Source organism: Paenibacillus sp. J22FR21, from assembly GCF_056269135.1.
The window spans coordinates 13,076-36,162 of record NZ_JBWDNJ010000004.1 but is presented as its reverse complement, the minus strand read 5'-3'; the positions used below and the strand labels follow the sequence as shown (position 1 = coordinate 36,162).

The 23,087-nt window shown below is 48.8% G+C and carries 26 protein-coding genes and 1 other RNA gene; 17 read left to right on the top strand and 10 right to left on the bottom strand.

Annotation, left to right across the window (positions count from 1 at the left end; all coding sequences use genetic code 11):
- The first annotated feature begins 3 nt into the window (after window positions 1-3).
- Complete coding sequence (locus AC0YNS_RS15620; protein WP_475781925.1) at window positions 4-888, top strand: ABC transporter ATP-binding protein; 885 nt, start codon at window positions 4-6, stop codon at window positions 886-888.
- A gap of 172 nt (window positions 889-1,060) precedes the next feature.
- Complete coding sequence (gene ssuE / locus AC0YNS_RS15615) at window positions 1,061-1,621, top strand: NADPH-dependent FMN reductase (protein WP_475781924.1); 561 nt, start codon at window positions 1,061-1,063, stop codon at window positions 1,619-1,621.
- Between the two features lie 63 nt (window positions 1,622-1,684).
- Here ssuE and pepF read toward each other — a convergent pair whose 3' ends face one another.
- The 3 genes from pepF to AC0YNS_RS15600 all read right to left on the bottom strand — a co-directional run bounded on the left by pepF (window position 1,685) and on the right by AC0YNS_RS15600 (window position 4,172).
- Entirely contained in the window at window positions 1,685-3,475 is a 1,791-nt protein-coding gene (gene pepF, locus AC0YNS_RS15610) for an oligoendopeptidase F (RefSeq protein WP_475781923.1), read from the bottom strand.
- A 187-nt stretch (window positions 3,476-3,662) separates the two neighbouring features.
- Window positions 3,663-3,842: a hypothetical protein gene (locus AC0YNS_RS15605; protein ID WP_090981722.1), complete on the bottom strand. Its 180-nt coding sequence runs from the start codon at window positions 3,840-3,842 to the stop codon at window positions 3,663-3,665.
- Between the two features lie 96 nt (window positions 3,843-3,938).
- Window positions 3,939-4,172 carry a hypothetical protein gene (locus AC0YNS_RS15600; RefSeq protein ID WP_475781922.1) on the bottom strand — a complete coding sequence of 78 codons (234 nt, stop codon included), beginning with the start codon at window positions 4,170-4,172 and terminating at the stop codon, window positions 3,939-3,941.
- 199 nt (window positions 4,173-4,371) lie between these two features.
- Between AC0YNS_RS15600 and AC0YNS_RS15595 the strand changes: the two genes are divergently transcribed.
- The 3 genes from AC0YNS_RS15595 (at window position 4,372) to AC0YNS_RS15585 (ending at window position 6,532) form a co-directional block, all read left to right on the top strand.
- Window positions 4,372-5,310 (top strand): methylenetetrahydrofolate reductase, encoded by a 939-nt coding sequence (locus tag AC0YNS_RS15595; RefSeq protein WP_475781921.1) that lies wholly within the window; start codon window positions 4,372-4,374, stop codon window positions 5,308-5,310.
- A 127-nt stretch (window positions 5,311-5,437) separates the two neighbouring features.
- Window positions 5,438-5,635 carry a cold shock domain-containing protein gene (locus AC0YNS_RS15590; protein ID WP_090981718.1) on the top strand — a complete coding sequence of 66 codons (198 nt, stop codon included), beginning with the start codon at window positions 5,438-5,440 and terminating at the stop codon, window positions 5,633-5,635.
- 171 nt (window positions 5,636-5,806) lie between these two features.
- A complete protein-coding gene (locus AC0YNS_RS15585; protein ID WP_090981716.1) occupies window positions 5,807-6,532 on the top strand; it encodes a YebC/PmpR family DNA-binding transcriptional regulator in 726 nt (241 codons plus the stop codon).
- 58 nt (window positions 6,533-6,590) lie between these two features.
- Here the strand turns inward: AC0YNS_RS15585 and AC0YNS_RS15580 are convergent, their stop codons facing one another.
- Together AC0YNS_RS15580 and AC0YNS_RS15575 are read right to left on the bottom strand one after the other, a co-directional pair.
- Entirely contained in the window at window positions 6,591-7,736 is a 1,146-nt protein-coding gene (locus AC0YNS_RS15580) for an MFS transporter (protein ID WP_475781920.1), read from the bottom strand.
- Between the two features lie 7 nt (window positions 7,737-7,743).
- Window positions 7,744-9,072, bottom strand: a complete 1,329-nt coding sequence (locus AC0YNS_RS15575; RefSeq protein WP_475781919.1) for a multi antimicrobial extrusion protein MatE — start codon at window positions 9,070-9,072, stop codon at window positions 7,744-7,746.
- 113 nt (window positions 9,073-9,185) lie between these two features.
- Between AC0YNS_RS15575 and AC0YNS_RS15570 the strand changes: the two genes are divergently transcribed.
- From AC0YNS_RS15570 to AC0YNS_RS15550, 5 genes are all read left to right on the top strand, one after another.
- Window positions 9,186-9,500, top strand: a complete 315-nt coding sequence (locus AC0YNS_RS15570) for a hypothetical protein (protein WP_475781918.1) — start codon at window positions 9,186-9,188, stop codon at window positions 9,498-9,500.
- 32 nt (window positions 9,501-9,532) lie between these two features.
- Window positions 9,533-10,615: a tetraprenyl-beta-curcumene synthase family protein gene (locus AC0YNS_RS15565; RefSeq protein ID WP_475781917.1), complete on the top strand. Its 1,083-nt coding sequence runs from the start codon at window positions 9,533-9,535 to the stop codon at window positions 10,613-10,615.
- 51 nt (window positions 10,616-10,666) lie between these two features.
- The gene (pfkA, locus tag AC0YNS_RS15560; RefSeq protein ID WP_475781916.1) at window positions 10,667-11,635 is read left to right on the top strand and encodes a 6-phosphofructokinase; all 969 of its coding nucleotides are present in this window, start codon (window positions 10,667-10,669) and stop codon (window positions 11,633-11,635) included.
- A gap of 93 nt (window positions 11,636-11,728) precedes the next feature.
- On the top strand, window positions 11,729-11,932 hold the full coding sequence (locus AC0YNS_RS15555; RefSeq protein ID WP_091220668.1) for a DUF3906 family protein: 204 nt from the start codon (window positions 11,729-11,731) through the stop codon (window positions 11,930-11,932).
- Between the two features lie 71 nt (window positions 11,933-12,003).
- Window positions 12,004-12,534 (top strand): NADPH-dependent FMN reductase, encoded by a 531-nt coding sequence (locus AC0YNS_RS15550; protein WP_475781915.1) that lies wholly within the window; start codon window positions 12,004-12,006, stop codon window positions 12,532-12,534.
- Between the two features lie 82 nt (window positions 12,535-12,616).
- Here the strand turns inward: AC0YNS_RS15550 and AC0YNS_RS15545 are convergent, their stop codons facing one another.
- The 3 genes from AC0YNS_RS15545 to AC0YNS_RS15535 form a co-directional block, all read right to left on the bottom strand.
- Window positions 12,617-13,861: a putative glycoside hydrolase gene (locus AC0YNS_RS15545; RefSeq protein WP_475781914.1), complete on the bottom strand. Its 1,245-nt coding sequence runs from the start codon at window positions 13,859-13,861 to the stop codon at window positions 12,617-12,619.
- A 212-nt stretch (window positions 13,862-14,073) separates the two neighbouring features.
- Complete coding sequence (locus AC0YNS_RS15540; protein ID WP_090981698.1) at window positions 14,074-14,268, bottom strand: hypothetical protein; 195 nt, start codon at window positions 14,266-14,268, stop codon at window positions 14,074-14,076.
- Window positions 14,269-14,413: 145 nt separating this feature from the next.
- A complete protein-coding gene (locus AC0YNS_RS15535; RefSeq protein WP_475781913.1) occupies window positions 14,414-15,238 on the bottom strand; it encodes a YitT family protein in 825 nt (274 codons plus the stop codon).
- A 184-nt stretch (window positions 15,239-15,422) separates the two neighbouring features.
- Here AC0YNS_RS15535 and cshA point away from each other — a divergent pair, with 184 nt between their 5' ends.
- Window positions 15,423-17,042, top strand: a complete 1,620-nt coding sequence (gene cshA / locus AC0YNS_RS15530) for a degradosome RNA helicase CshA (protein WP_475781912.1) — start codon at window positions 15,423-15,425, stop codon at window positions 17,040-17,042.
- Window positions 17,043-17,119: 77 nt separating this feature from the next.
- On the opposite strand, the gene AC0YNS_RS15525 is transcribed toward cshA, so the two are convergent.
- Window positions 17,120-17,212: a YjcZ family sporulation protein gene (locus tag AC0YNS_RS15525; RefSeq protein WP_090981693.1), complete on the bottom strand. Its 93-nt coding sequence runs from the start codon at window positions 17,210-17,212 to the stop codon at window positions 17,120-17,122.
- A 179-nt stretch (window positions 17,213-17,391) separates the two neighbouring features.
- Here AC0YNS_RS15525 and AC0YNS_RS15520 point away from each other — a divergent pair, with 179 nt between their 5' ends.
- The 3 genes from AC0YNS_RS15520 (at window position 17,392) to AC0YNS_RS15510 (ending at window position 18,908) form a co-directional block, all read left to right on the top strand.
- The gene (locus tag AC0YNS_RS15520; RefSeq protein WP_475781911.1) at window positions 17,392-18,186 is read left to right on the top strand and encodes a YesL family protein; all 795 of its coding nucleotides are present in this window, start codon (window positions 17,392-17,394) and stop codon (window positions 18,184-18,186) included.
- A gap of 48 nt (window positions 18,187-18,234) precedes the next feature.
- Window positions 18,235-18,416, top strand: a non-coding RNA gene (gene ssrS, locus AC0YNS_RS15515) — 6S RNA.
- Window positions 18,417-18,512: 96 nt separating this feature from the next.
- Window positions 18,513-18,908, top strand: coding sequence for a DUF1499 domain-containing protein (locus AC0YNS_RS15510; RefSeq protein ID WP_475781910.1), 396 nt, complete (start codon window positions 18,513-18,515; stop codon window positions 18,906-18,908).
- 65 nt (window positions 18,909-18,973) lie between these two features.
- On the opposite strand, the gene tpx is transcribed toward AC0YNS_RS15510, so the two are convergent.
- Window positions 18,974-19,492 (bottom strand): thiol peroxidase, encoded by a 519-nt coding sequence (gene tpx / locus AC0YNS_RS15505; RefSeq protein ID WP_210664216.1) that lies wholly within the window; start codon window positions 19,490-19,492, stop codon window positions 18,974-18,976.
- A 96-nt stretch (window positions 19,493-19,588) separates the two neighbouring features.
- Between tpx and AC0YNS_RS15500 the strand changes: the two genes are divergently transcribed.
- The 3 genes from AC0YNS_RS15500 to AC0YNS_RS15490 all read left to right on the top strand — a co-directional run bounded on the left by AC0YNS_RS15500 (window position 19,589) and on the right by AC0YNS_RS15490 (window position 23,081).
- A complete protein-coding gene (locus AC0YNS_RS15500; RefSeq protein WP_475781909.1) occupies window positions 19,589-20,209 on the top strand; it encodes a rhomboid family intramembrane serine protease in 621 nt (206 codons plus the stop codon).
- Between the two features lie 33 nt (window positions 20,210-20,242).
- Window positions 20,243-21,148 (top strand): glutamate biosynthesis transcriptional regulator GltC, encoded by a 906-nt coding sequence (gltC, locus tag AC0YNS_RS15495; protein ID WP_475781908.1) that lies wholly within the window; start codon window positions 20,243-20,245, stop codon window positions 21,146-21,148.
- A 112-nt stretch (window positions 21,149-21,260) separates the two neighbouring features.
- Entirely contained in the window at window positions 21,261-23,081 is a 1,821-nt protein-coding gene (locus tag AC0YNS_RS15490; RefSeq protein WP_475781907.1) for a peptidoglycan D,D-transpeptidase FtsI family protein, read from the top strand.
- The last annotated feature ends 6 nt before the right edge of the window (window positions 23,082-23,087 follow it).

The following is a 23,087-nucleotide window of genomic DNA, read 5'->3' as shown; positions in this document are numbered from 1 at the left end:
AACATGATTCATTGCGACGGGCTTGTCAAAATTTATAAGACGGATGACTTGGAGGTCGTTGCTCTGCAAGGGCTTGACCTTCATGTTGAAGCCGGTGAGCTGATGGCGATTATCGGCAACAGCGGCAGCGGCAAATCTACGCTGCTGAACATGCTGGGAGGGCTTGATCGCCCTTCCGCCGGTAAACTGCTAGTTGACGGTAAGGATTTGCTTAAATTTACGGAACGCGATCTGGTCAAATACAAACGGGAGACGGTAGGGTTCGTATGGCAGAGCAACGCGCGCAACCTGATTCCGTATTTGACTGCGCTGGAGAACGTGGAGCTGCCGATTCTGCTGAAAGGCCGAGGTAAACGGCTGCGCGCGCTGGAATTGCTGGAGGCGGTTGGTCTAAGCCACCGCATAAAGAACCGGCTGAGCGAGCTCTCCGGTGGAGAGCAACAGCGGGTTGCCATTGCCATTGCGCTTGCGAACGAACCGAAGCTGCTGCTTGCCGATGAACCGACTGGCTCGCTCGACACACGCATGTCCAATCAAATTCTGGACCTGTTCCGGGAACTGAACAGCAGAATGGGCATAACGATTGTTATCGTTACGCATGACCCCATGCTCGCCCGTAAAGTTGACCGGGTTGTAGCGATCCGCGACGGTAAAACATCTTCTGAGATCATCAGACGACAATCGTATGCGGAGGAACTTGCGGCGCTTGCGAACGGCAGCATTTTCGAAGCTGAAGAAAGCCATGTGGAGTATGCCGTTATCGACAAAGCTGGGCGGCTGCAAATCCCGGCTTCGTATCTGCAAGCGGATGAATTCAAAGAGAAGAATAAAGTGCGGGTAGAGATGGAAGAAGGCCGCATCATTCTGTATCCGCCTGAAGCGAAATAAAGAGTTGAGATCCGGGAAGACGGGCCTGTAACATCAAGGGCAAGTCTCCCGGATTATTTTTATACTATTCATAGTTTACATATCGGAATTGTGTTAGTATACTAATCCCATAAGATGGATTGCCAGTGCAAGCTTAATTAATTTAGCATATAAATCGGGAGTGTGAAGAGCAATGCCGAAAGTAGTCATTATTTCAGGAAGTCCGAATCCGATTTCTCGTTTGAACGGGTTGACCGATTACGCGGAAGCCAAGCTTCAAGGGCTCGGCTGGGAAGTGAGCTCACTTCATGTAGCCTCGCTCCCGGCAGAAGATCTCATATTAGCTCGCTGGGACAGCCAAGCGATTAAAGATGCCAATAAGCAGATCACGGATGCAGATGCTGTCATTGTAGCAAGTCCGGTGTACAAAGCTTCCTTTACCGGCGTGCTTAAGACCTATCTGGATTTGCTGCCGCAGACCGGCCTGGAAGGGAAGGTTGTGCTGCCGCTGTTCATTGGCGGAACGATTGCACATTTGCTGACGATTGATTATGCGCTTAAACCGGTGCTTTCGGCGTTATATGCGCGACATGTCTCTGCAGGCGTTTATGCCGTAGATTCACAAATTAAGAAAACGGAAGCCGGCGGACTGCAGCTGGATGAAGAGCTCATTCAGCGCTTGGATGGCGCTGTGGCTTCGTTCGCCGAAGCGACCGAATTGTTTGCTTCGCTGCGGACGCCGTCCCAGCCGTAATAACCGCGCAACGAGAAAGAGCAGCCGGCTCGGCTGCTCTTTCTCGTTCTCGGCTCAGGCAGCTTAAGAAGTCAGCTGCTCCATTTGCTCGATCAATTGTTCGAACACGCTCATCGCTTGCTCGATCGGTTCCGGGGTCGACATATCGACGCCGGCTTTCTTCAAGATATTGATGGAGTAGTCGCTGCCGCCGCTCTTCAAGAAGCCAAGGTAACGCTCAACTGCAGGGGCGCCTTCCTCCAGAATCTGCTTGGAGAAGCTGGTAGCTGCGGAGAAGCCCGTCGCGTATTTGTACACGTAGAAGCTGGTGTAGAAATGCGGGATACGTCCCCATTCCATCTCAATGTCTTTATCGATGACCATACCGTCGCCATAGTACAGCTTGTTCAGGTCGTAATAGATTTTACTGAACTCCTGCGGCGTCAAGGAATCGCCTTCCTCAGCGCGTTCGTGAATGATTTTCTCGAATTCAGCGAACATCGTTTGGCGGAAGACCGTTGTGCGGAACTGGTCAGCATAGTAGGTCAGCAGGTACATTTTTTCTTTCGGATCGGTCGACTTCTTCAGCATGTAATCCATGAGCAGCGCCTCATTGAGCGTCGAGGCCACTTCGGCCAAGAAGATCGTATATTGCGCGTCACGGTAATCCTGATTGTTGTCGGAATAGTAGGAATGAAGCGCGTGGCCCATCTCGTGCGTCAACGTGAACATGCTGTTTAGGTTATCCTTGTGGTTGAGCAGCACGTAAGGATGGGTGCCGAAAGCGCCCCAGCTATATGCGCCGCTGCGTTTGCCTTCATTCTCGTAGACATCGATCCAGCCTTTATCGAAACCATCCTGCAGCACCGCCAAATAATCGCTGCCGAGTGGCTTCAAGCTTTCGCTGACGGTTTTCTTCGCATCCTCGAAGGTGATGTCCATTTTGAACTCATCTACCAGAGGAGCGAACAGGTCATACATATGGAGCTCATCAACCTTTAGCAGCTTCTTGCGCAGCTCCATGTAGCGATGCATGAGCGGAAGATACTTGTGAATGGTGCCGATGAGATTCGTATACACTTCCTTCGGAATGTTGTCTCCGTAGAGCGACATTTCGAGCGTAGAAGGATACTTGCGAGCGCGTGAATAGAACAGGTTCTTCGTTACATTGGCGCTAAGCGTGGAAGCGAGTGTGTTCTTCAGCTTGCCGTACGTATCGTACATCGCCTTAAAAGCACCTTCGCGCACTTCACGGTTCTTGCTCTCAAGAAACTGTATGTAACGGCCATGGGACAATTCAACTTCTTCGCCGTTCTCGTCCTTCACTTTCGGGAATTTCAAGTCGGCGTTGTTCAGCATGCTGAAGATCGTGCCCGGAGCTTGGCTGATGTTACCGACCTGCGCGAGCAGCGCTTCTTCGGATTTGGAGAGCACATGCGCCTTCTGACGGCTCATCTCTTCTAACGTGTGGCGGTACTTCGCGAGATCTGGGTTATTGATCATGCTTTGGAGCGCTTCATCCGAGAGACTAAGCACTTCAGGCGTAATAAAAGAGAGCGCTTCGCCGGTTTCGACACTCAGCTTCTTCGACTTGTCGGAGAGAGCTTGGAAGCCCGGCTCTGCCGTATCCTCGTGATGCTTCATGTTCGCGTACACGTAGAGTCGTTCTACTTTGAGCGATAGCTCGTCCTCAAGCTCGAAGCAAGCTTTGAGCTGCGCCGGGTCCGCTAATTTACCTTGATAAGCTTCTACTTTCTTCATCTGCTCTTTCGCTTGTGCATATTCCTTGTCCCATGCGGATTGATCCGCGAAAATGTCCTCCAGCTGCCAGCGGTGCTCAGCTGCGGTTTCGGAGCGTTTTGGTACTTGGTTCATGGGAACCCTCCTCGCATGATGGTTGGTAGATGTGGCGGAATCAGCAGAATGGGGTGCTTCACGCTGCAGGACGTTAGCTTGACTGGAGTGCAGCAGTGAGAGCGATAATAGAATCGGCAGCCATTTCACGCTAGAAGTCACGCTCCCTGAAAGGTTGTGACTCTAGTTTGACCCGGCAGGCGGTTCCTTATGTCCCCATCGTTGTCAAACTGTACACGATCAGGAAAAAGGCAAAAGCAATAAATACGATCGCTGCAATGGCAAGCCCTCTGCGCAAGCTGGGCGGAATATTATTCCGCTGCATGATGATGACGATTCCGAGTGAAAAAGCGGCAATGATGAATATAATCGTAGATGTCTTATCCACCTAAATGTAGCTCCCCTCCGCACAACCTATGCAGGTTGATACATGGTTATGTTCGATACACAGGATGAATTTTCCTCCTGCATGTAAGCTTCGAATTTAGACCGATCTGAAGGCTTCCATAATGGCGCTCAGCTCTTCTTCGCGGCCGGAGAAATCGGATGGACGGAAGCGGTTCTCTGCCCAGTGCAGCATTTCCGGGCGGCTCACGAACGTATGGCATTCTTCGCCCCATTGATCGTTGATTTCGCGCACAATGAGTGTCTTGCCTTGTACTTCAACGTTCAGCATATTGTATTTATCTGTTTTATAAATTTGAACCTTCTTAAACATAAGGACCATCCCTCTCTGTAAATAGCTTGATGCTTCATACAATGATAGCCATAAAATAGGGTAGAAATCAAATATTTCATGGTCTCATGCTGTCAGCTGAAGCGGCTTTAAGGGGAGAAAAGGATAAATGGATTTGGTTCGCGAATTACTATGAGGTCGATAGAACAGCTTGCGAATTATAGTCGAAGGAAGTGGAGAAGTGGATAGCTTGCTCAGAGAGAGAATTGTCAGAAAAGAACCGGGCATCATTACATATGGCATGACACCGCCTAAGGAGTCGCATACGCCGGATAAAATCGCTGAAATCGCTCAGAAGCAAGTTGAGCGCCTGGATGGTTTACAAATAGATGGCTTAATCTTGTACGACGTACAGGAGGAGAGCGATCGCATCGATCAAGATCGGCCGTTTCCTTTTCTGCGGACAGTCGATCCCACGAGATACAGCAATGAGTACCTGAATGAGTTATCGGTTCCCAAAATCATTTATCGCTGCGTAGGCAACTATTCCTCGAATCAGTTCTCGGAATGGCTGCAGGCTGAGACGGATCAAGACCGATTCTCCGTATATGTGGGAGCCTCTTCAAGCAAGCAGGCAACGAGCATGCGTCTTCCGGAGGCTTATGATTTGAGTAAACGCATGGACCCGAACCTGAGCTTCGGTGGTGTCGTGATACCCGAAAGACATACGATGAAGAACGATGAGCATCTTCGTGTGGTCCAGAAAATGAACAGCGGCTGCCAATTCTTTATCTCTCAGGCAACCTACAATATTGAAGCGACGAAGAATTTCCTGTCGGATTATTATTATTACTGCAGAGATCAGGAAATCGACATGGTCCCGATCTTGATCAATCTTGCGCCTTGCGGTTCGCCGAAGACGCTGGAATTTATGAAATGGCTTGGCATTAGCATCCCGAAATGGCTGGAAAATGATTTGAAGCATTCCAAAGACATTCTGGATAAATCCGTCATGCTGTCTCATCGCATGTTTGAAGAGATTTTCGATTTCGGATTGGAGAAGGGGATTCCGCTCGGGTGCAGCGTAGAGAGCGTATCGACAAGAAAAGTTGAAATTGATGCTTCAGTAGCCCTTCTGAATGAAATCAGAGCGACCATTGCGAAGAAACTGGTCAAGTAGCCCAAGATTCCATTACCACAACTCGTCCTTTTTGTCAATATTTAATTGCACAATATTGGGCATCGAGTGTATAATAAAGCAAGTCGCCCGGTTTCACGGTCGCGCTCATTTTTAGGAGGTTGTTCATTTGAAAGGAACAGTTAAATGGTTTAACGCAGAAAAAGGCTATGGCTTCATTCAAGTTGAGAATGGCGAGGACGTGTTCGTTCATTATTCCGCAATTCAAGGTGAAGGCTTCAAGTCCCTGGATGAGGGTCAGTCCGTAGAGTTCGATATTACACAAGGCAATCGCGGGCCGCAGGCGGCAAACGTTACCAAACTGTAAGCTATGCAGCTTCCGCCGGGAAGCTTCTCATACGTAAACGCTATAGATGAACCCGACATGATGATGTCGGGTTTTTTTTATTTGTTTGCGGCCTTTGACCTCAACATGGACAAGATGATAAACTGATGAATGGAAATTATTTTACCTCTGCTAAGGAGCGAATTAGAGCTTATGAAATTCAAATTGTTTAAAGACCGTAAAGGGAAGGCCGATCAGGCTAAAAATAATAAATTCGTTAAGCTGGCAAGAGAGCTATACGTTCATGCGCGCAAAGGCGGACCGAACCCGGAGTCGAACTTTGCGCTCAAGAATACGATTGCGGCAGCTCGCGCCGAGCAAATGCCGACGGACAGCATTGAACGTGCCATCAAGAAGGCTGCAGGCGCCAACGATAGTGTGGAATATGAAGAAATCATGTACGAAGGATACGGCCCAGGCGGCACGGCAATCATGGTCCGCTGTTTGACGGACAACCGGAACCGTACGGCTGCCGATGTTCGTTCGATCTTCAATAAACGCGGAGGTAATATGGGCGAGAGCGGCTGTGTTGCCTATATGTTCGATCAGAAGGGACTGCTCGTCATTGACCGCGAAGAGCTGGACACCGATGAGGATACGATGATGATGCAGGCGCTGGAAGGCGGAGCAGAGGATGTTATCGTCAATGAGGAAAGCTTTGAAGTGATTACGCATCCGCACGAGTTCGAGGCCGTAAAGACGGAACTTGAGAAGCTTGGACATAAGTTTGAATCGGCAAGTGTTCAGTGGCTGCCGCAAAACACGGTCGCAGCAGAAGGCGAGAATGCAGAGAAGCTGCAGAAGATGATGGATGCCTTCGAGGATAACGAGGATGTTCAAGACGTTTACGTCAACTTCGAGCTGTCGGACGAAGAATAGATATGAAGCAAAGCCCCATCGCAGATGAAACTGCGATGGGGCTTGTTTGTTGTGTCGGTTAAGCATCGCGATTGATGAAATGTTTCGCAAGGAAAGCGATGGATGCGACCAGTGCCAGCGTCATCGCCAGTTGGAAGAAGGCTGTTCTGCCGAACTGCTCGAAGATCGCGCCGCCGGCAGTTCCGCTGATTGCACCGGCAAAACCACTCCAGACAATCGCATAAACGGCTTGTCCGGAGGAGCGGAACTCATCGGGAATGATGGAAGATAGGTACCGCAGCGCCGTAACCATGTAGATCCCGAATGTGATGCTGTGCATCGCCTGAATCGGGATGATCCAGAGCGGATCTGTAATTTCGCTGATGAGCCAGAAGCGCAGCGCATACATCAGGCTGGCGATGGCCAGTAGAGGAAGCTCTTTGAATTTATGCCCGTACTTGCCGAGCAGGAAGAGGACAGGAATTTCGCTTATGGCGGACACCATCCAAGCAATGCCGACGAGCGAATTGTCTGCTCCCATTTCCCTCAATGTCACAGCCAGGAAGCCTTCATACATTCGGTGCGCTACGGAAACGACCAGCACGATGGCGAAGTAGCTTAGGATGCTTGGCTTACGAATGAGCTTCAGGAACCCGCCAAATTCGATTTTTCGCTTCGTTCCCTGATAATCCTTAAGAGCAAAGGAAAGCAGCAGGGCGAGACTGATTGAGCCCACAGCAAGCGGAATCGTAATCTGCGTGCCAGTCACCTTAAGCAGCTGACCGACCAGAAAAGCCGACAATGCAAAGCCAAGCGAACCGAACACTCGAATGAGCGCATAAGGCTTCGATGTAAATTGACTGGATAACAGAATCAGGCTGTCGCTCAGCGGATTGACGGGCGTCTGAAAGAAATAGAAAGCCAGCATAATGAAGCAGACCATAACGAACGCATCTGTCGTGAAGAGCAGTGAAACCATGACCAGCTGTCCGAACATGAGAAGGGTCATTATTTTCTTGATCGTACGATAGCGATCACTTGCAGTTCCGAAGATGATGTTCGCGAATATCGATATGATCGGCCCGGTTGAATAGATAATGCCAATTTGACCGGCTGTATAGCCACGGTCCATGAAGTACAACGGAAAATAAGAAACGACAAGTGCTTGTGTGGTATAGATAACGTACATAAAGAATCGAAGCATGAACACTTCTCTGGAACCCAAGATGATTTCACTCCATATCTGTTGCTTTCCTGGACATCGTTTTGTCCGCTTGTCCGACTCGCCTGATCGCAACAGCGATGAACAGACATTCTGCTGCTACTCCAATCGATTGTGCCCATGCACCGATTGCACCATTCCAGCCCGGCGTGAGCATAATACATAGAATAGAGGTTAACACCGTGAACAATAGATTCACGGATTGCGAGCCTAATATGATGCGTGTCTGTCCGCGCACCATGATGAGTCCGTTGCCGACATCCAGCCACGGCAATGCCAGAGCGAGCAGGACGAAAGGCTGCATGGCACGAAGCGTTTCCGATTTCAGCTTTCCTTCTATGCCCATGATATGGCCGACTATGAAGTCGCCTGCCGGTGTGAATGCGAGAAGAGCGACAAGCAGCGTTGGAATGAAGCCAAGCAGCAATGTGAATTTTCGGACGGCTTTAGGATCGATTTTATAGAAATTAAGTACAATTTGATGGAAATAAGTAAAGAAGCTTAAGGTGAGCTGTACCAGACTTGCTGCAAGCGCAAAGGATGCAATGGACAGCGCAGCGTCGCTCGTTTTGCCGAGCATTATATTGATGGATGGCCCGATCCATACCGCAATTAATGTGGATAGCAGCAGTGGACGATAGAAGGAGAATACTTGCCTGAAGTTCTGTACGGCATGCTGTTCTACTTTCTCGGGCATTTGCTTCACCAGCGAAGAACCTTCCAAATAACTAACCAATGCTTCAATCATCATGCCGGCTAGGAAAATGACAGCGCCAACCGTACCGCTTGTGACCCCTTTATTCATATAATAGAGGGAAATGCCGTACATCCCGACAAGACGCAGCGCCATGCCGATCGTCAACCATTTGGTGCGTAAATTATAAATGATGACGCCGTGATATAAACAGCGGATGCCTGAGAAAATACTGACGAACATGAGAATTTGATAGACATCCAGGATATGCGGTACGAGCTCATCATCTGCTCCGAATAATCCTCCGAATATCCAAGTGCCGAGCGGCGAATAGCAGATGATCATGCCGAGAATCAGTATAGCAGCAAACACGAGCTGGCCAACCCGCAGCATCGCGCGGAAGGATTGCTTGTCGCGTACCAGTGCCGAGCATGTCTGGCGCAGCAAGACGGCCGGCCGTTCCGTAATGATAAGCAGACTCATCGCGATGGCATAACTTGCGATGACGACTTTCTGATTGGCAGCATGTGCCAGTGTACTATTGATAATGACGTGTGAAATAGTTACGAGAGAAGCTGAAAGTCCGAGCGGCAAAAAAAAACGCCATAGCTGTCTCATCGACACAGAGCCTGGCTGTTTCCCCATAGTTCGTTCTCCTTGCAAGCGATATGTACCTCAGTATAGCATATGGCGAACAAGTTTTCGCGCTGGATTTGTACTCTATGAAATGGTACATTATTTGATGGAGGTTTTGAGACGTGAACCAATTTTTTAGTTGGAATGACCGGCTTGGAATCCCGCTTCCGGCCCTCCATCAGGAGTGGGACAAGTACAGTGAAAAGGATCGTACGTTCATTGTGACAGAATGGGAGATCATTCGCGGGACGATACCTGAGCGCGTTATCGCATTTGAAGCGGTAATTAACGTAAAGCAAATTCAACTGTTTGAGGAAGAGAACTTTGAGCGTTCATGTACCATTAACTCCGATATTGCCGAGCTGGCAAGCCGGATTAATGATTTACATATCTGGTACCGCATGAATCAAGAAATTGAAAATAAGCGCCATTCCTAACAAGCGGAGTGGAAGAAGGAGGGCGCATATCGATGCAACTATCAACTTTGGCCCGCCAAATGCCGCAAACGCCAATTCGATTAATGTACCGGGTTTACAAATATGTATTGCCGGAAGTTAGAGCCGAACTCGCAAGATTGCGTGTTATTGCCGAGCAAATTCCCGACGACGAACTGAGAACACAAGCGATCGCCAGTATGACGAGCAAGCAGTTTCATTGCGAAGGAGGAGGCATTTACGCCGCCGCCAACCTGCAGCGCAGGGATATACTAGTACCGCTCATCGTTGCTTTGCAGACGATAAGTGATTATTTGGACAACCTGTGTGACCGAAGCACATCGCTGGATGCGGATGATTTTCGACTGCTCCATCAATCGATGCTGGATGCCGTAGACCCGAACGCGCCGCTGCGTGATTATTATGCACTGCGGACAGAGCGTGACGACGGGGGTTATTTGCATGAGCTGGTTCGTACATGTCAAGCCTGTATAAGGAAACTGCCTTCCTATTCGGCTGTGCAGTCTTATGTAACAGAACTTGTCCGACTATATGGTGACCTGCAAGTTCACAAACATATCGTCAAAGAGAGACGCGAGCCGGCTTTGCTTGCATGGTGGGAGCAGCATCGTCACCTTGCGCCGAATTTTAAGTGGAACGAGTTTGGTGCGGCGACAGGCTCAACACTGGGCATGTTTATGCTGTTTCTTGCCGCTTCTGATGAAGGCTGCGGCAGTGAAGAAGCGCTGCAAGTTCGTAACGGCTATTTCCCCCATGTTTGCGGTCTTCATATTATGCTAGATTATTTGATCGACCAAGAAGAGGATCGGATAGGCGGAGACTTGAATTTCTGCAATTACTATTCCAATCAAAGCGAACTAGTGACGCGAATCGGAGACATCGTTGAAGGTGCGCGCCGAGATGTGAGCGGGCTGCCTGCTCCGAAGTTTCACCGCATGGTAATCGAAGGCTTGCTCGCCTTATACCTGTCCGATCCCAAAGTTCGGGGTCAGAAGGATGTGCAGCTCGTTTCGAAGCGGCTCATGAAGAAGAGCCCGCTCACGCGATTGTTCTTCTGGGGCAACAGCGTTGTTATTCGATTGCGTCAATTCAAATAATGCTATGAACATGGAAAGCACAGATAAAGATGAAAGAGGAGTGGATTTGCAATGTCAGCAGTAAAATCAATTGCCGTTCTTACTAGTGGTGGAGATTCGCAAGGGATGAACGCAGCGGTACGCGCTGTCGTTCGTAGTGCTTTATATCATGGACTTGAAGTTTATGGTGTGCAACGCGGCTATCAAGGCCTGCTTAATAATGATCTTCGTCAAATGGATCTTCGCAGCGTAGGAGATATCATTCAGCGCGGGGGTACTATTCTCCAAACAGCCCGCTGTAAAGAGTTTCTGACGCCGGAAGGTCAACAGAAAGGTGCAGAAGTACTGCGCGAGCGCGGAATTGACGGGCTAGTCGTCATTGGCGGAGACGGTTCCTACCAAGGTGCCAACAAGCTATGCAAGCTGGGCATCAAAACAATGGGATTGCCGGGCACGATCGACAACGATATTCCGTTTACCGACTACACCATCGGATTTGATACTTCGGTCAGCATCGTTGTTGATGCAATCAACAAGCTTCGCGATACGATGACTTCGCACGAGCGTTCTTCGATCGTAGAGGTTATGGGCCGTCATTGCGGCGACATTGCTCTGTATGCCGGTTTGGCAAGCGGTGCGGAAACCATTATCGTACCGGAAGTGCCGTTTGATCTGGATCAAGTTGCAAACCGCATGAAAGAAAACTTCAGTTCAGGCAAACGTCACAGTATCATCGTTGTTGCTGAAGGCGCGGCAAGCGGTGAAGAAATCGGTAAAGGCATCACGGAGCGTTGTGGAATGGAGCCTCGTGTTACCGTTCTTGGTCACATTCAGCGTGGCGGAACGCCAACGCACAATGACCGGATTCTTGCCAGCCAGCTGGGCGACTTCGCTGTTCGCAAGCTGATGGAAGGCGACTCAGGCAAAGGCTGCGGTATCATCCGCGGTGAGCTGGTCGTGACCGATATTGATAAAGTAGTAAACACGAAGAAACCATTCAACATGGATCTCTACAACCTGGCTCTTCGTTTATCTCAATAAATGAACTTAAAGCCTTATATGCGCGTCTGACGGGGAGAATGGACCCGAATGACTGCCGTATAAGGCTTTTCTATTAATTAGGAGGCTATTAGGATGTTCTTGTACAAAATTGAAATCGAAATGGAAGATACCTCAGCGCATCTGATTCTTCTGGCGGAGACGGATGAGAAAGCATTCTCGTTCGTAGAGAGCCATGTTGCGCGTCATTATATCAAAATGCCTGTCCTGAAATCGGTTGCCATCGTGGAGAAGAAACGGACCGAGGTCGGTTCGGGTTACCTTATTCCTCAATCGTAAATTCCTTTATTGACCAAAAATACAAAACATACTATTATGTATGTAAAGTGGAAATTGGAAGGGGAATATTTATGCGCATTACGATTATCGCGGGAAGCAATCGTCCGGAATCGACCAGTACCAAATTGTCCCGATATATCGGGAAGTTTATGGAATCGGAAGGCCATGAGGTTACCGTATACGACCTGTATAAGCAGCCGTTGCCGTTCTACGGCACGCACGAGGATACGAATCCTAACCTCGCAGCATTGCGTGAATCGGTGTTCCACAGCGACGCTGTTGTACTCAGCACGCCTGAATATCATGGAAGCATCTCCGGCGTGCTGAAGAATGCGCTTGATTTCCTTGGCGGCGATCATTTTGACAGCAAAGCCGTTCTCTCTATTTGTTCTGCAGGCGGCGCAGTCGGGGTAAGCTCGCTTACTCAATTGCAGGCCATGGTTCGTAACATGCATGGAATCAACTGTCCGGAGTGGATATCCATCGGCGGCCCGGCACGTCAATTCGAAGCAGACGGGACCCCGTCATCCGTAGATGTAGTAACTCGCGTTCATCGCACCGTACCGTATTTCTTACAGCTGGCTGCGAAGCTGCGTAAGTAAGTTTAGTCAACTTTAAATGCAAAACGCTCTGCAGCCAGGCCCGGTATTGTCCGTGCGAGGCTTGCAGAGCGTTTTTTTTAATTTAGAATTTGGCGTCCGCCGTATAACGGTTGTTCGCGTTCCATAATAAATATTCATGAATGCCGGTATCCTGCAATGCTTTAATTTGTGCGTCCACTTCGGCTTTTCCGTATTTAATATAATGCCCTTTGCCAAGCCAGCTTGCGGTGAAGTCTTGAATCCATGGTCGAATTATCGGTTTGTAAGAGCCGATCGGATCTAACTTCTTATGTGTGTCTACCATGGCACCTTTGATGGTTGCATAAGGATCTTTGTCCGGATCCTTCACTTTGAACCAGCCTGTGCTGTAATGGCTTGGATAAATCATCGGTGCGATAACATCCACATATTTCGAGATTTTCACAAAATCTTGTCCGATACCTTCAGCAGCCGGTACGGAAGCGGCATATCCGAATATATCAACCGAGACTCTCACGCCGAGCGGCTCAAGCTGGGATTTCGCATATTTCACGAAAGCAGCGACTGTATCTACTCGTGTATCCTTGTTTTTATAGAACTTCAGGGAATCGGCTTTCTTCTCGAAACCTTCCGGGAAGCGGACATAGTCGAACTGGATTTCTTTGAAGCCGAGCTTCACAGCTTCCTTTGCAATCGCAACGTTATAATCCCAAACTTCCTTCATATAAGGGTTTACGAAGCTGTCACCTTTGCCATTCTCCCAAAGTGACCCGTCCTTTCGTACGTAGGAATACTCAGGATGGCTTCTGGCGAGCACCGTATCTTTAAAAACTACGATACGTCCGATTGGGTACACATCATGTTTCTTCAGACGTTCCATCGTTTGACTGATATTGCTGATAAACTTCTTTGGTTTGCCGAGCTTGAGCAGCTCCGGGTTGGTGGTGGGATAGGTGATGTAGCCGTTATCATCCTTCAAATCAATGACCATGCTGTTCAACGGGGTATCATCTAGCAGCTTCAGCAGCGATTCCATGCGAGCGCCTCCGGCACTGTGTGCCGTTACATAAATGCCCTTTACCTCAGGAGCATCCGGCTGCGGATCGTGCTTGACGAACTCGGATCCTGCGCTTGACCCCGAGCCTGCATCACCGGGTGTTGTTGCACCTGTACCCGAATTCGTTCCAGGCTGTGTCGAACCTCCGGAACCATTCGGCTGCTGCGAATTAGGAGCAGTTAGCATTGTAGCGAGCAGTTGGTGGGTAGATGCGGATTGCGCGCCTGCTTGCGCATCAGATCCGGTTAAGACATGAAACAACAATAACAATGTAGAAACAATAACATCCATTTCAATTCTCTCCCCATCTGCCAAGTCAGTAAAATTATAATTCAGTTTCGAATGAAGGCACAGAGGTATTTTGTAGGAATTTGCTAGAAATTGAAGAGGAGGGGGACTTGAATACGTTATTGAGCAAAAAAAGGACGAGAACCGATTTCTCGTTTTGTTATTGAGAAAAAAAGGACGAGAACCGATTTCTCGTTTCTCGTCCGGGTCGTTCTCTATTGCAAAAGCACTTCTCTTTGATACTCACAAATGCTTTGCTGCACAATCTCCATCGCGTCCTCAGGTTCCAGCAATGCCAGTCCATCCCGCAGCACGATATTCAAATTCAATTCCCGCTCCGTGAGGAAAGGCACTAATTCCGGTGCTAGCTTTTCCACAATCTGTAATAGTCTGACCGTTTCCATATCCATGAAGCATCACCCTTTCATCGTAATGGAGGGTAAAACGTATGGCACGAAACAAATTCAACGGGATAGCTATATTATAACAGCAGCGAATTCAAAAACCTAGTGTTGAACAAAGAATTTCCATATTAGCCGATGCCCGATTTGCAAATTAGAGGGAAGGCTTCCGGAATTCACCCATTACGCCGACTGTTTCTACAACGTTGACGAATGCACGCGGGTCTGTATCTTGGATAATTTTGCGCAGCTGGTTCAATTCGAAGCGAGTTGTCACCGTCATCAACATGTCATTCTCCGCATTCGTGTAGGCGCCGCGTGTTTTGATGACCGTTACGCCCCGAATCAGCGGAATCATGGCTGTACGCATTTCTTCGGTTTTCGTTGTGACGATAAAGACGGTAATCTTCACATGTTTAATGTGTATGAGGTCAATGATTTTGCCGGTTGTAAAGATCGACAGCAAGGAGAACAGCGCAATATCCCAATCATTCGTAAGCATTCCGAGTGCGGCGATAACCGTCCCATTCAGGACGAAGATCAGCATGCCGATCGACAAGTCCCTTTTGCGAGTTATGATGGCCGCTATGATATCGAAGCCGCCGGAGGAGGAGCCTTCACGAAGGGCAAGTCCACTTCCGAAACCGACCACAACCCCGCCGAATACTGCGCCAAGCGTCAAATCCTCAACCATGGGGTTAACGGGAACAAGCTGCATGAAGAGCGTCGTTGCGGCAACTGAGAACGCACTCCAGCCAACAAATCGCAAGCCGAGAACACGCCATCCCCAGATTAAAATAGGCACATTTAGAATAAAATAAAGCCAGCCAATGTTTAGGCCGGTCGCATACCCAGCAATCATCGTAATGCCGGATACGCCGCCGCTGATCATTTTGTGCGGAATCAGAAGCTGGTTAAAGCCAAAAGCGATCAGTAAAGCGCTAATCAAAGTCGTTGCTGCAGTTCGTGAAGATCTCAAAACGATTCACCTCGGTGGAGTATAATTAACAGGTAGCAGTTTATCAAAAAAAGTTGGAAGTTGTCTAATGTAATAAATGATGCTAGTATATGTATTTAGTGCTTGCTGGTATTCAGAAATACAGTTGTGCTATAATAAACTGTATATTTTCTGTAGGATGCAGATAGAAGGAGATTGAAACAGTTTGAAAACATTTGCTGAATTCGGCTTGGAACCTAAGGTTCTTCAAGCTATTACTGAGCTTGGATTTGAGGAATCTACCCCAATCCAATCGAAAGCCATTCCAATTGCGCTTGCCGGCACCGACTTGATCGGGCAAGCTCAGACAGGAACGGGCAAAACGGCCGCCTTCGGGATCCCGCTTGTCAACAAGATTCCGGTTACTGAAGAGCGTATCGTCGCATTAATCATGACCCCGACCCGTGAGCTTGCGATTCAAGTTTCGGAAGAAATCGGAAAGCTTACACGTTACAAAGGTTTGCGTTCATTGCCGATTTACGGCGGTCAAGAGATCGGTCGTCAAATCCGCGCTTTGAAGAAACGTCCGCAAATCATCATCGGTACACCTGGTCGTTTGCTCGATCATATTAACCGTAAAACAATCAAACTTGATGACGTCCAAACCGTTATCTTGGATGAAGCGGATGAAATGCTGGATATGGGCTTTATGGAAGATATCACTTCCATACTTTCCTTGGTTCCGACTAATCGCCACACGATGCTGTTCTCGGCTACAATGCCTCCGAACATTCGTAAACTGGCAGATCAATTCCTACAATCGCCTGAGCATGTGTCGGTAATCCCAACACAAGTCAGCGCACCAACGATTGAACAAGCTTATATCGAAGTTCACGAGCGTCAGAAATTTGACGCGCTGAGCCGCTTGCTTGATATGGAATCACCAGACCTTGCAATCATCTTTGGACGTACAAAGCGCCGTGTAGATGAGCTGAGCGAAGCCCTTCAGAAGCGTGGTTATTCTGCAGACGGCTTGCATGGCGACTTGTCTCAGAATCAACGTGACAACGTTATGCGTAAATTCCGTGACGGCAGCATCGATGTGCTTGTAGCAACAGACGTTGCAGCACGTGGTCTTGACGTTTCCGGCGTAACGCATGTTATCAACTTCGACTTGCCGCAAGATCCGGAGAGCTATGTACACCGTATCGGCCGTACCGGCCGTGCTGGTAAAGAAGGTACAGCGTGGTCGTTCGTAACGCCGCGTGAGCTGGATCACATGCATTTCATCGAGAAAGTGACTCGCCACAAAATCGCGAAGAAGCCATTGCCAAGCATCGCTGAAGCAATCGAAGGCAAACAACGCGTAACGGCTGAGCGCATTCTTGAAGCTCTTGACGGTGAGGCAGTTAATGAATTCAAAGCCATTGCCATTCAATTGCTTGAGCAATACGACTCCGTTAACTTGCTGGCAGCAGCAATTAAATTGATCACTGGCGAGAAGAAAGATATTAATATCGAACTTACGCCAGAAGATCCGATTCGCGCTAAGAAACGCAGACCGGATGTTCGTACAAGCGGACGTCGTTTCTCCGGCGGACCATTTGGCGGCGGCAATCGTTCCGGCAGCGGTCCTCGCGGACGCGGCGAAGGCAGCGGCAACCGTGGCGGTTATGGCGGCAGCAGCAGCGGTGGCGGCTACGGCGGCAATCGCAGCAGCAGCAGCAGCAGCTCAAGCAGCACTAGCAGCAGCAGCGGCTACAATCGTGATCGCGATCGTGACAACAAAGGCCGTGGAGACGGCCGCGGCGAAGCTCGCCGTTCCCGTCCATCCTCTGACGAATAAGTAAGGATAACACCGGGGCTTCTGTTTAGCCGAGCAATCGGATAAATAGAGCCCCTTTTTTATCTTGTTATCTACTGTCAGAAGAAGCCTTTCGAGATAATGATAAGAAGAATGAACAGAACAAGAATCAACGCAGCACTAGTATGAGAACCATGACCCATATTACCCATTAGCGACGTCCTCCTCAGCTTTTGTCTTGGGTACGATAACACTATATGGTATGCATCTGGGTGAATGTCGTTTAGACGCCTGCCCACATTCCCGAAAATGGGCGTTGGCTTCTTGGGCTGTCTATATTATAGTTAACGTAGTATAAAATGAAATCGCTTGCTAGGAGGACTTGGCTACAATGGAAATGAGAGGCATGATGGGCGGGTTTTATAAAATCTCGGAATGGATTATGCGCTTATCGGTAACAAACGTGCTATGGATCATTTGTTCCTTGCCGTTTATTATTTTACTGCTCCCTGTGTTATTTGCTCAGAACAGCGATCAAATGATGAGTTACTTCATCGTCTCCGGCATCGTTGCTCCGTTCACTTTGTTTCCGGCTACCGCAGCTATGTTTGCGGTTGCGCGTAAATGGGTAATGGGTGAGGTAGATGCGCCGCTCCTTCGCACGTACTTTAGAAACTATAAAGACAGCTATGTGCAAAGCATGATAGGCGGAATCTTGTATATGGTTCTGTTTACGATTCTCATTGTGGATTTCCGTGTATACTTGGTGAAATTGGAATCGTTCCAGCTGGTTTCTTATCTATTCGTTGCCCTTGTAGCTTTGCTGGCTGTATCGCTGTTCAATTTCTTCTCCATGGTTGTTCACTATCACATGAAGACAATGCAGCTGCTTAAGAACGCATTGCTGCTTACAATCGGACGACCATTCCGGTCGCTCTCGACAGTCATCATGTGCGGCTTCGTTATTTATATTAGCTTTAGCTCACCGAAACTGATGTTTCTCGTTCCGTTCTTTACGGGAAGTGTAGTGGCCATTATCGCCTTCTGGAACTTCTACGCGATTTATACGAAGCTTCAGCTGCAAGCGGAGAAAGCAGCGGAAGCAGCAGCGGAGGAAGAGCGCAAACGTCTTGAAGATGAAGCGTTCCTGCCGCATACAGAAGAAGGTCACAACACCATTAAATAGCGGTTCGTGTCACGTTTACTTTTACCCCTGTTACGTCTATAATAACAATACATCCTGCGATGTGCGTTACGGCTTATCACTTGTTTTGAACCAATGGCTGTATTACGGGAGACTCAATTGAAACGCAGCTGACAGGCCCTCGAAAAGGGATCTCAAAAACGTTTCTGCGGCCACCCACCTGCGAGAGCGGGTTCAGAAACAAGCAAGTCGGACGGCATGGCGGGTTACTTACTTCAAGCGAAAAGGGGGCAACCCCTTTTTTTTATGTTAGAAACTATGTTATGATATCTCTTAGCGTACATAGAAGTTGGAGGGGGAGATTACCTTTGTCTTTGAAGCGGTCCCTTATCGGGTTGCTGCGCAGTCATGAATTGACAGGCGATAAAGCGAAAGATCCGTTACTTAAATCCCATTATTACAAGTTGTCACGGGAGAGAGCTTGGGAAGAGGTTGTCTCTACACTAAAGAAGATGCAAGGCTACAAGGTGCTTCATGAAGTGCAGTCCGTAGGTGAGATCGTACTCGAGAAACGTACGGTAACCGGCCGTACAATGGATATTACCGTATCCGTTATCAACGTGAATCCTGTTACAGCAGCGGTGGACATTTATTCCGCGTCGCGCGGTTCGTTCGGTGATCTTGGATCCAATTACCGTATCATTATTGATCTTTATCGGACTCTCGATAAGAAGCTGGCTCAATATAAAACATCCGGCATATAATAACGAGAAAAAGCGAGGAAGGGAATCCCTGCCTCGCTTTTGTCATATGCTGATCTTTATGTAGCTTATACGAGTGCTTTAACTGCGTTGATTGCATTCTCGTAGTTCGGGTGCTCTGTCATTTCACTAAGCACTTCCACATATTGAATCGTGTCATTGCCGTCGATTACGAAGATTGCACGCATATCGAGGTGAAGATCTTTGATCAACACGCCGTAAGCTTCGCCGAAGTTGTTGTTTTTGTAGTCCGACAGCAGAACAACTTTATCGACACCTGCAGCACCGCACCAACGAGCTTGTGCGAATGGAAGGTCAACGCTCACTGTCAGTACAGCTACGTTATCACCTAGTGTTGCTGCTTCTTCATTGAAACGACGAGTTTGCGCATCGCAAACGCCTGTATCAATGGAAGGCACTACGCTGACAAGTTTCACTTTGCCTGCGAAGTCTTTCAAGGAAACAACCTCTACCAGCGATTTGTTCAATTGAAAATCAGGAGCTTGGTCACCGATTTTCAGTTCTGGGCCGATCAGTGTAAGCGGGTTGCCTTTAAGAGTAGCAACGCCTGTGCGTTCTTGTGCCATTAATAAACAGCCTCCTTAGGATGGAATGGGTTCATACCAAATTATTATAACTATAATGAAATACCATTGTCCAATAGGAGGGCGAAGGAGACTACGATGATATTCCTGCGTTATGAAAGTTTTCGCAGCTATTTGCGGCAATATCCGGTTACGGCGGCTATTATCGCGCTGAATCTGCTCATCTACATTAGCGATCGTTACATACTGGATGGTATGCTGCTGGACCGCGGTTTCTTTTACAGTGACCCAAACAACAATTATTTCTCGCTTGCAGAACCTTGGCGTTATGTGACGGCTCAATTCTTGCATTTGAGTATTTCGCATATTTTCTTCAATATGTTTGCTGTGTTAGTGTTTGCACCTCCGCTCGAACGGATGCTCGGTCATGTGAAATATCTGTTGTTTTATCTGCTGTGCGGCATCGTCGGTAATCTATTTAGTGCCATCGCTGATTCGTCTACTGCGGGAGCGGGTGCGTCGGGAGCTATCTATGGTGTATATGGTGCGTACCTCTATTTGGCACTAATGAAACGCTCGCTCGACCCGGATTCGCGCAAAACAGTGTATACGATACTGATATTCGGTATTCTGTATTCGATATTTGCACCGGGTATTGGGCTGTGGGCTCATTTTGGCGGATTGTTTGCAGGGTTCGCGCTTGCTTATGCATACGACTGGTATTTAATCGCGAAGAAGAATCGCCGATATAATCGGTAATGGCAGCTGTTATAGAGAAGAAGAGGGGACCTAATGGAGCTTCGTCAATTGTATTATTTCGTAAAAGTGGCTAAGAAGGAGCATGTTACGAAAGCAGCAGAGGAGCTGCATGTGGCACAATCTGCTGTCAGCCGACAAATTCATCAACTGGAAGAGGAGCTTGGCGCCAAGCTCTTCCTGCAGAAGGGACGCAACCTGCAGCTTACACCTGTTGGGGCATTGTTTCTGAAGCGGGCAGAAGTGATACTGGCCGATTTGGAACGCTCCGTTGTGGAAATTCAAGAATTTCTCGATCCGGAGAAAGGGGAGATTCGGCTTGGATTTCCGCACAGCTTGGGCATTTCACTCATACCCGAGGTTGTGGCGGCGTTTCGGAAGCTGAACCCTAATGTGAAGTTTCGATTTAAACAAGGGATGTTCCCGTCTCTGATTCAAGATGTGATGAAAGGTGAAGTGGATTTGGCTTTCGTATCGCCATGTCCGGAGAAGCATCCTCATGTCACCGGTCAGATCGTCTTAACGGAAGAGTTGTTTGCTATTCTGCCGCCGAATCATCCGCTTGCGAGTGAAGAGTCCATTGAACTGGCTCAATTAAAGGACGAAATGTTCGTGCTGTTCAGTGATGGGTACTCGCTTCGTCCAATCGTATGGGAAGCATGTCTGGCGGCAGGATTTACACCGCAGATCGGATTTGAAGGGGAAGAGACGGATACCATTCGCGGTTTGGTTGCGGCGGGCATGGGAGTCAGCTTGCTCCCCGAAATGGCGCTCTACGCATCCGGCCCCCTTAAGCCGGCTAAGGTGCGCGTGAGTTCGCCGCAAGTGACAAGGACAATCGGACTTATTTATCGATCCAATGAGAAGCTCCCGCTTGTAGCCAAATCTTTTCAGAGCTTCCTGCTCGATTTCTTTGCTTGCAGCCGGTTTCAGAAGCAATAAACGTTACGCCTGAATCTCAGTTGAGGTCAATCAGAGTCATTCTGATTGGCCTCTTTTTAATAAGGGGATACTTGTAATAAAATCCCTTTCGGCAGTCGGAGGAATAGACGTCATGAGCAGAGAACGGCGAAGAAGCAGACAACAGCGAATTTTTATCCTCCTCATTATGCTGAGCGCGATGGTACTGTTATTTGTTTTGCGTATCGGATGGCTGCAGCTGCTGCCGTCTGCACCCGTAACAGCCAGAAGCTCAGATTGGAAGGAAGAGTCTGTCGCGCAGCGAGAACGAACATTGGTGCTGGATACAGGCAGGGGGGATTTCTATGATCGTTCCGGTAGACCGCTTACGGGGGAGACTTACGAGGCACTGGCTGTATTTCCGCTGCAAATGAAATCTCGTACCGATAATCCAAAGGAAATCGGTGCATTGGCCAAGGCGCTTGGCATGCAGTCTTCTACGCTGAGACAATGGATGGATAAATTAACCGAACCCGTCTTCTGGCAGCGGGAGGGAGAGGGATTGCCGCATCGCTTATCTGCAAAGCAGCTCGCAGCGATAGATGCCTTGCACATTAACGGCGTACGCGTGCTGCCCTATCATAACCGCTATCCGTCTGCCTTCAGCGTCAAGCACGCAGTTGGCTACATCAGCCAACATCCGGAACTGCTTCGAGCCGATTACAGCAAGCGGCTGAAGGCACATACAATGCGCTTGAGCGATAAGACCGGAGGCGCTGGCTTGGAGCGGTCCCTGGATCCGCTGCTGCAAGGTACGGGACCGACCGCAGTGTCTTATTTTACCGATGGAACGGACAAGCCTATGCACGGATTAAACTTACGTCTCATTAGCCCGAATAATCCATACTACCCGATCAAAGTGATGACGACGATGGATCTGTCCTTGCAGAATCAATTGGAGAACTATGTGGATCATAAAGGGCTCAAAGAAGGAGCGGTCGTTGTCCTTGATACGGCGAACGGTGATATTATAACGATGATTTCAAGGCCTCAGCTCACAATAAGCTCGATTGATGCGACGGGCATGAATGCAGCCAATCATGCGATCAGAGCGGCAACACCGGGGTCGATATTCAAAATCGTGACGGAAGCGGCTGCGCTTGAGTCCCGCGTTACCGCCGAAGGGGAGCAGTTCTATTGCAATGGGAATTATGGCCGCTATGGCCTCCATTGCTGGAAGGACGGGGGACATGGGCATGTCACGCTGCAAGATGCTTTCGCGGGCTCGTGCAATGTCGTATTCGCGGAACTTGCGGAGAGACTGAGTGCGCGGCAGTTTCTGGTGACGGCAGATCAGCTTGGTATTGCCAGGCAGATCGGATGGAGCAGCATAGGAGCGTTTGCGCCGCTTGGTAGACCGCTGAGGCAATTCCAAGAGGAAGAAGCGGGAAATGTATTCGCTCAGCCGCAGGGGGCCAGAGATGGCGGTCAGCTGGCACAAACGGGCATTGGCCAAAGAGATGTTAAGCTCTCACCGCTCCAAGCGGCTAACCTTATGGTCACGCTGCTGCATGAAGGTCGTGTACAAGAGCCTAGATTAGTTAGTGAAATTCGGTATGGGAATGGACAGCTACTGGCTAAGCTTGCCAAACAGTCTTCGATGTCTCAATACGGTCAAATTCATGCACGTACAGCTCGGACTTTACTAAGAAGCATGGAAGCGGTAGTCCTTAACGGAACGGGTAAAGGGATCCGAAATGGAATTTGGGCGGTTGCCGGTAAATCCGGCACCGCCCAAATTAGAAGAGGAAATCAGGAAAGATTGAATCAATGGTTTGTCGGCTACGGGCCAGCTGAGCAGCCTCGCTATGCTGTTGCCGTGCTAGCCGAGAACCGTACACCGGGAACATCCAATCAAGCGACAGTTATCTTCCGCGGAGTAATGGATATTCTTGCTAAGCAGCAGAAGCACTAAACCATG

What these genes read in the sequence shown, in the direction of transcription:
- AC0YNS_RS15545 (WP_475781914.1), bottom strand. Translation starts at nt 13,861, where the DNA reads ATGGATGTTATTGTTTCTACATTGTTATTGTTGTTTCATGTCTTAACC.
- AC0YNS_RS15620 (WP_475781925.1), top strand. Translation starts at nt 4, where the DNA reads ATGATTCATTGCGACGGGCTTGTCAAAATTTATAAGACGGATGACTTG.
- AC0YNS_RS15600 (WP_475781922.1), bottom strand. Translation starts at nt 4,172, where the DNA reads ATGTTTAAGAAGGTTCAAATTTATAAAACAGATAAATACAATATGCTG.
- AC0YNS_RS15575 (WP_475781919.1), bottom strand. Translation starts at nt 9,072, where the DNA reads ATGGGGAAACAGCCAGGCTCTGTGTCGATGAGACAGCTATGGCGTTTT.
- AC0YNS_RS15540 (WP_090981698.1), bottom strand. Translation starts at nt 14,268, where the DNA reads ATGGATATGGAAACGGTCAGACTATTACAGATTGTGGAAAAGCTAGCA.
- AC0YNS_RS15565 (WP_475781917.1), top strand. Translation starts at nt 9,533, where the DNA reads ATGCAACTATCAACTTTGGCCCGCCAAATGCCGCAAACGCCAATTCGA.
- AC0YNS_RS15550 (WP_475781915.1), top strand. Translation starts at nt 12,004, where the DNA reads ATGCGCATTACGATTATCGCGGGAAGCAATCGTCCGGAATCGACCAGT.
- gltC (WP_475781908.1), top strand. Translation starts at nt 20,243, where the DNA reads ATGGAGCTTCGTCAATTGTATTATTTCGTAAAAGTGGCTAAGAAGGAG.
- ssuE (WP_475781924.1), top strand. Translation starts at nt 1,061, where the DNA reads ATGCCGAAAGTAGTCATTATTTCAGGAAGTCCGAATCCGATTTCTCGT.
- pfkA (WP_475781916.1), top strand. Translation starts at nt 10,667, where the DNA reads ATGTCAGCAGTAAAATCAATTGCCGTTCTTACTAGTGGTGGAGATTCG.
- AC0YNS_RS15585 (WP_090981716.1), top strand. Translation starts at nt 5,807, where the DNA reads ATGAAATTCAAATTGTTTAAAGACCGTAAAGGGAAGGCCGATCAGGCT.
- AC0YNS_RS15520 (WP_475781911.1), top strand. Translation starts at nt 17,392, where the DNA reads ATGGAAATGAGAGGCATGATGGGCGGGTTTTATAAAATCTCGGAATGG.
- AC0YNS_RS15500 (WP_475781909.1), top strand. Translation starts at nt 19,589, where the DNA reads ATGATATTCCTGCGTTATGAAAGTTTTCGCAGCTATTTGCGGCAATAT.
- AC0YNS_RS15555 (WP_091220668.1), top strand. Translation starts at nt 11,729, where the DNA reads ATGTTCTTGTACAAAATTGAAATCGAAATGGAAGATACCTCAGCGCAT.
- pepF (WP_475781923.1), bottom strand. Translation starts at nt 3,475, where the DNA reads ATGAACCAAGTACCAAAACGCTCCGAAACCGCAGCTGAGCACCGCTGG.
- AC0YNS_RS15490 (WP_475781907.1), top strand. Translation starts at nt 21,261, where the DNA reads ATGAGCAGAGAACGGCGAAGAAGCAGACAACAGCGAATTTTTATCCTC.
- AC0YNS_RS15525 (WP_090981693.1), bottom strand. Translation starts at nt 17,212, where the DNA reads ATGGGTAATATGGGTCATGGTTCTCATACTAGTGCTGCGTTGATTCTT.
- tpx (WP_210664216.1), bottom strand. Translation starts at nt 19,492, where the DNA reads ATGGCACAAGAACGCACAGGCGTTGCTACTCTTAAAGGCAACCCGCTT.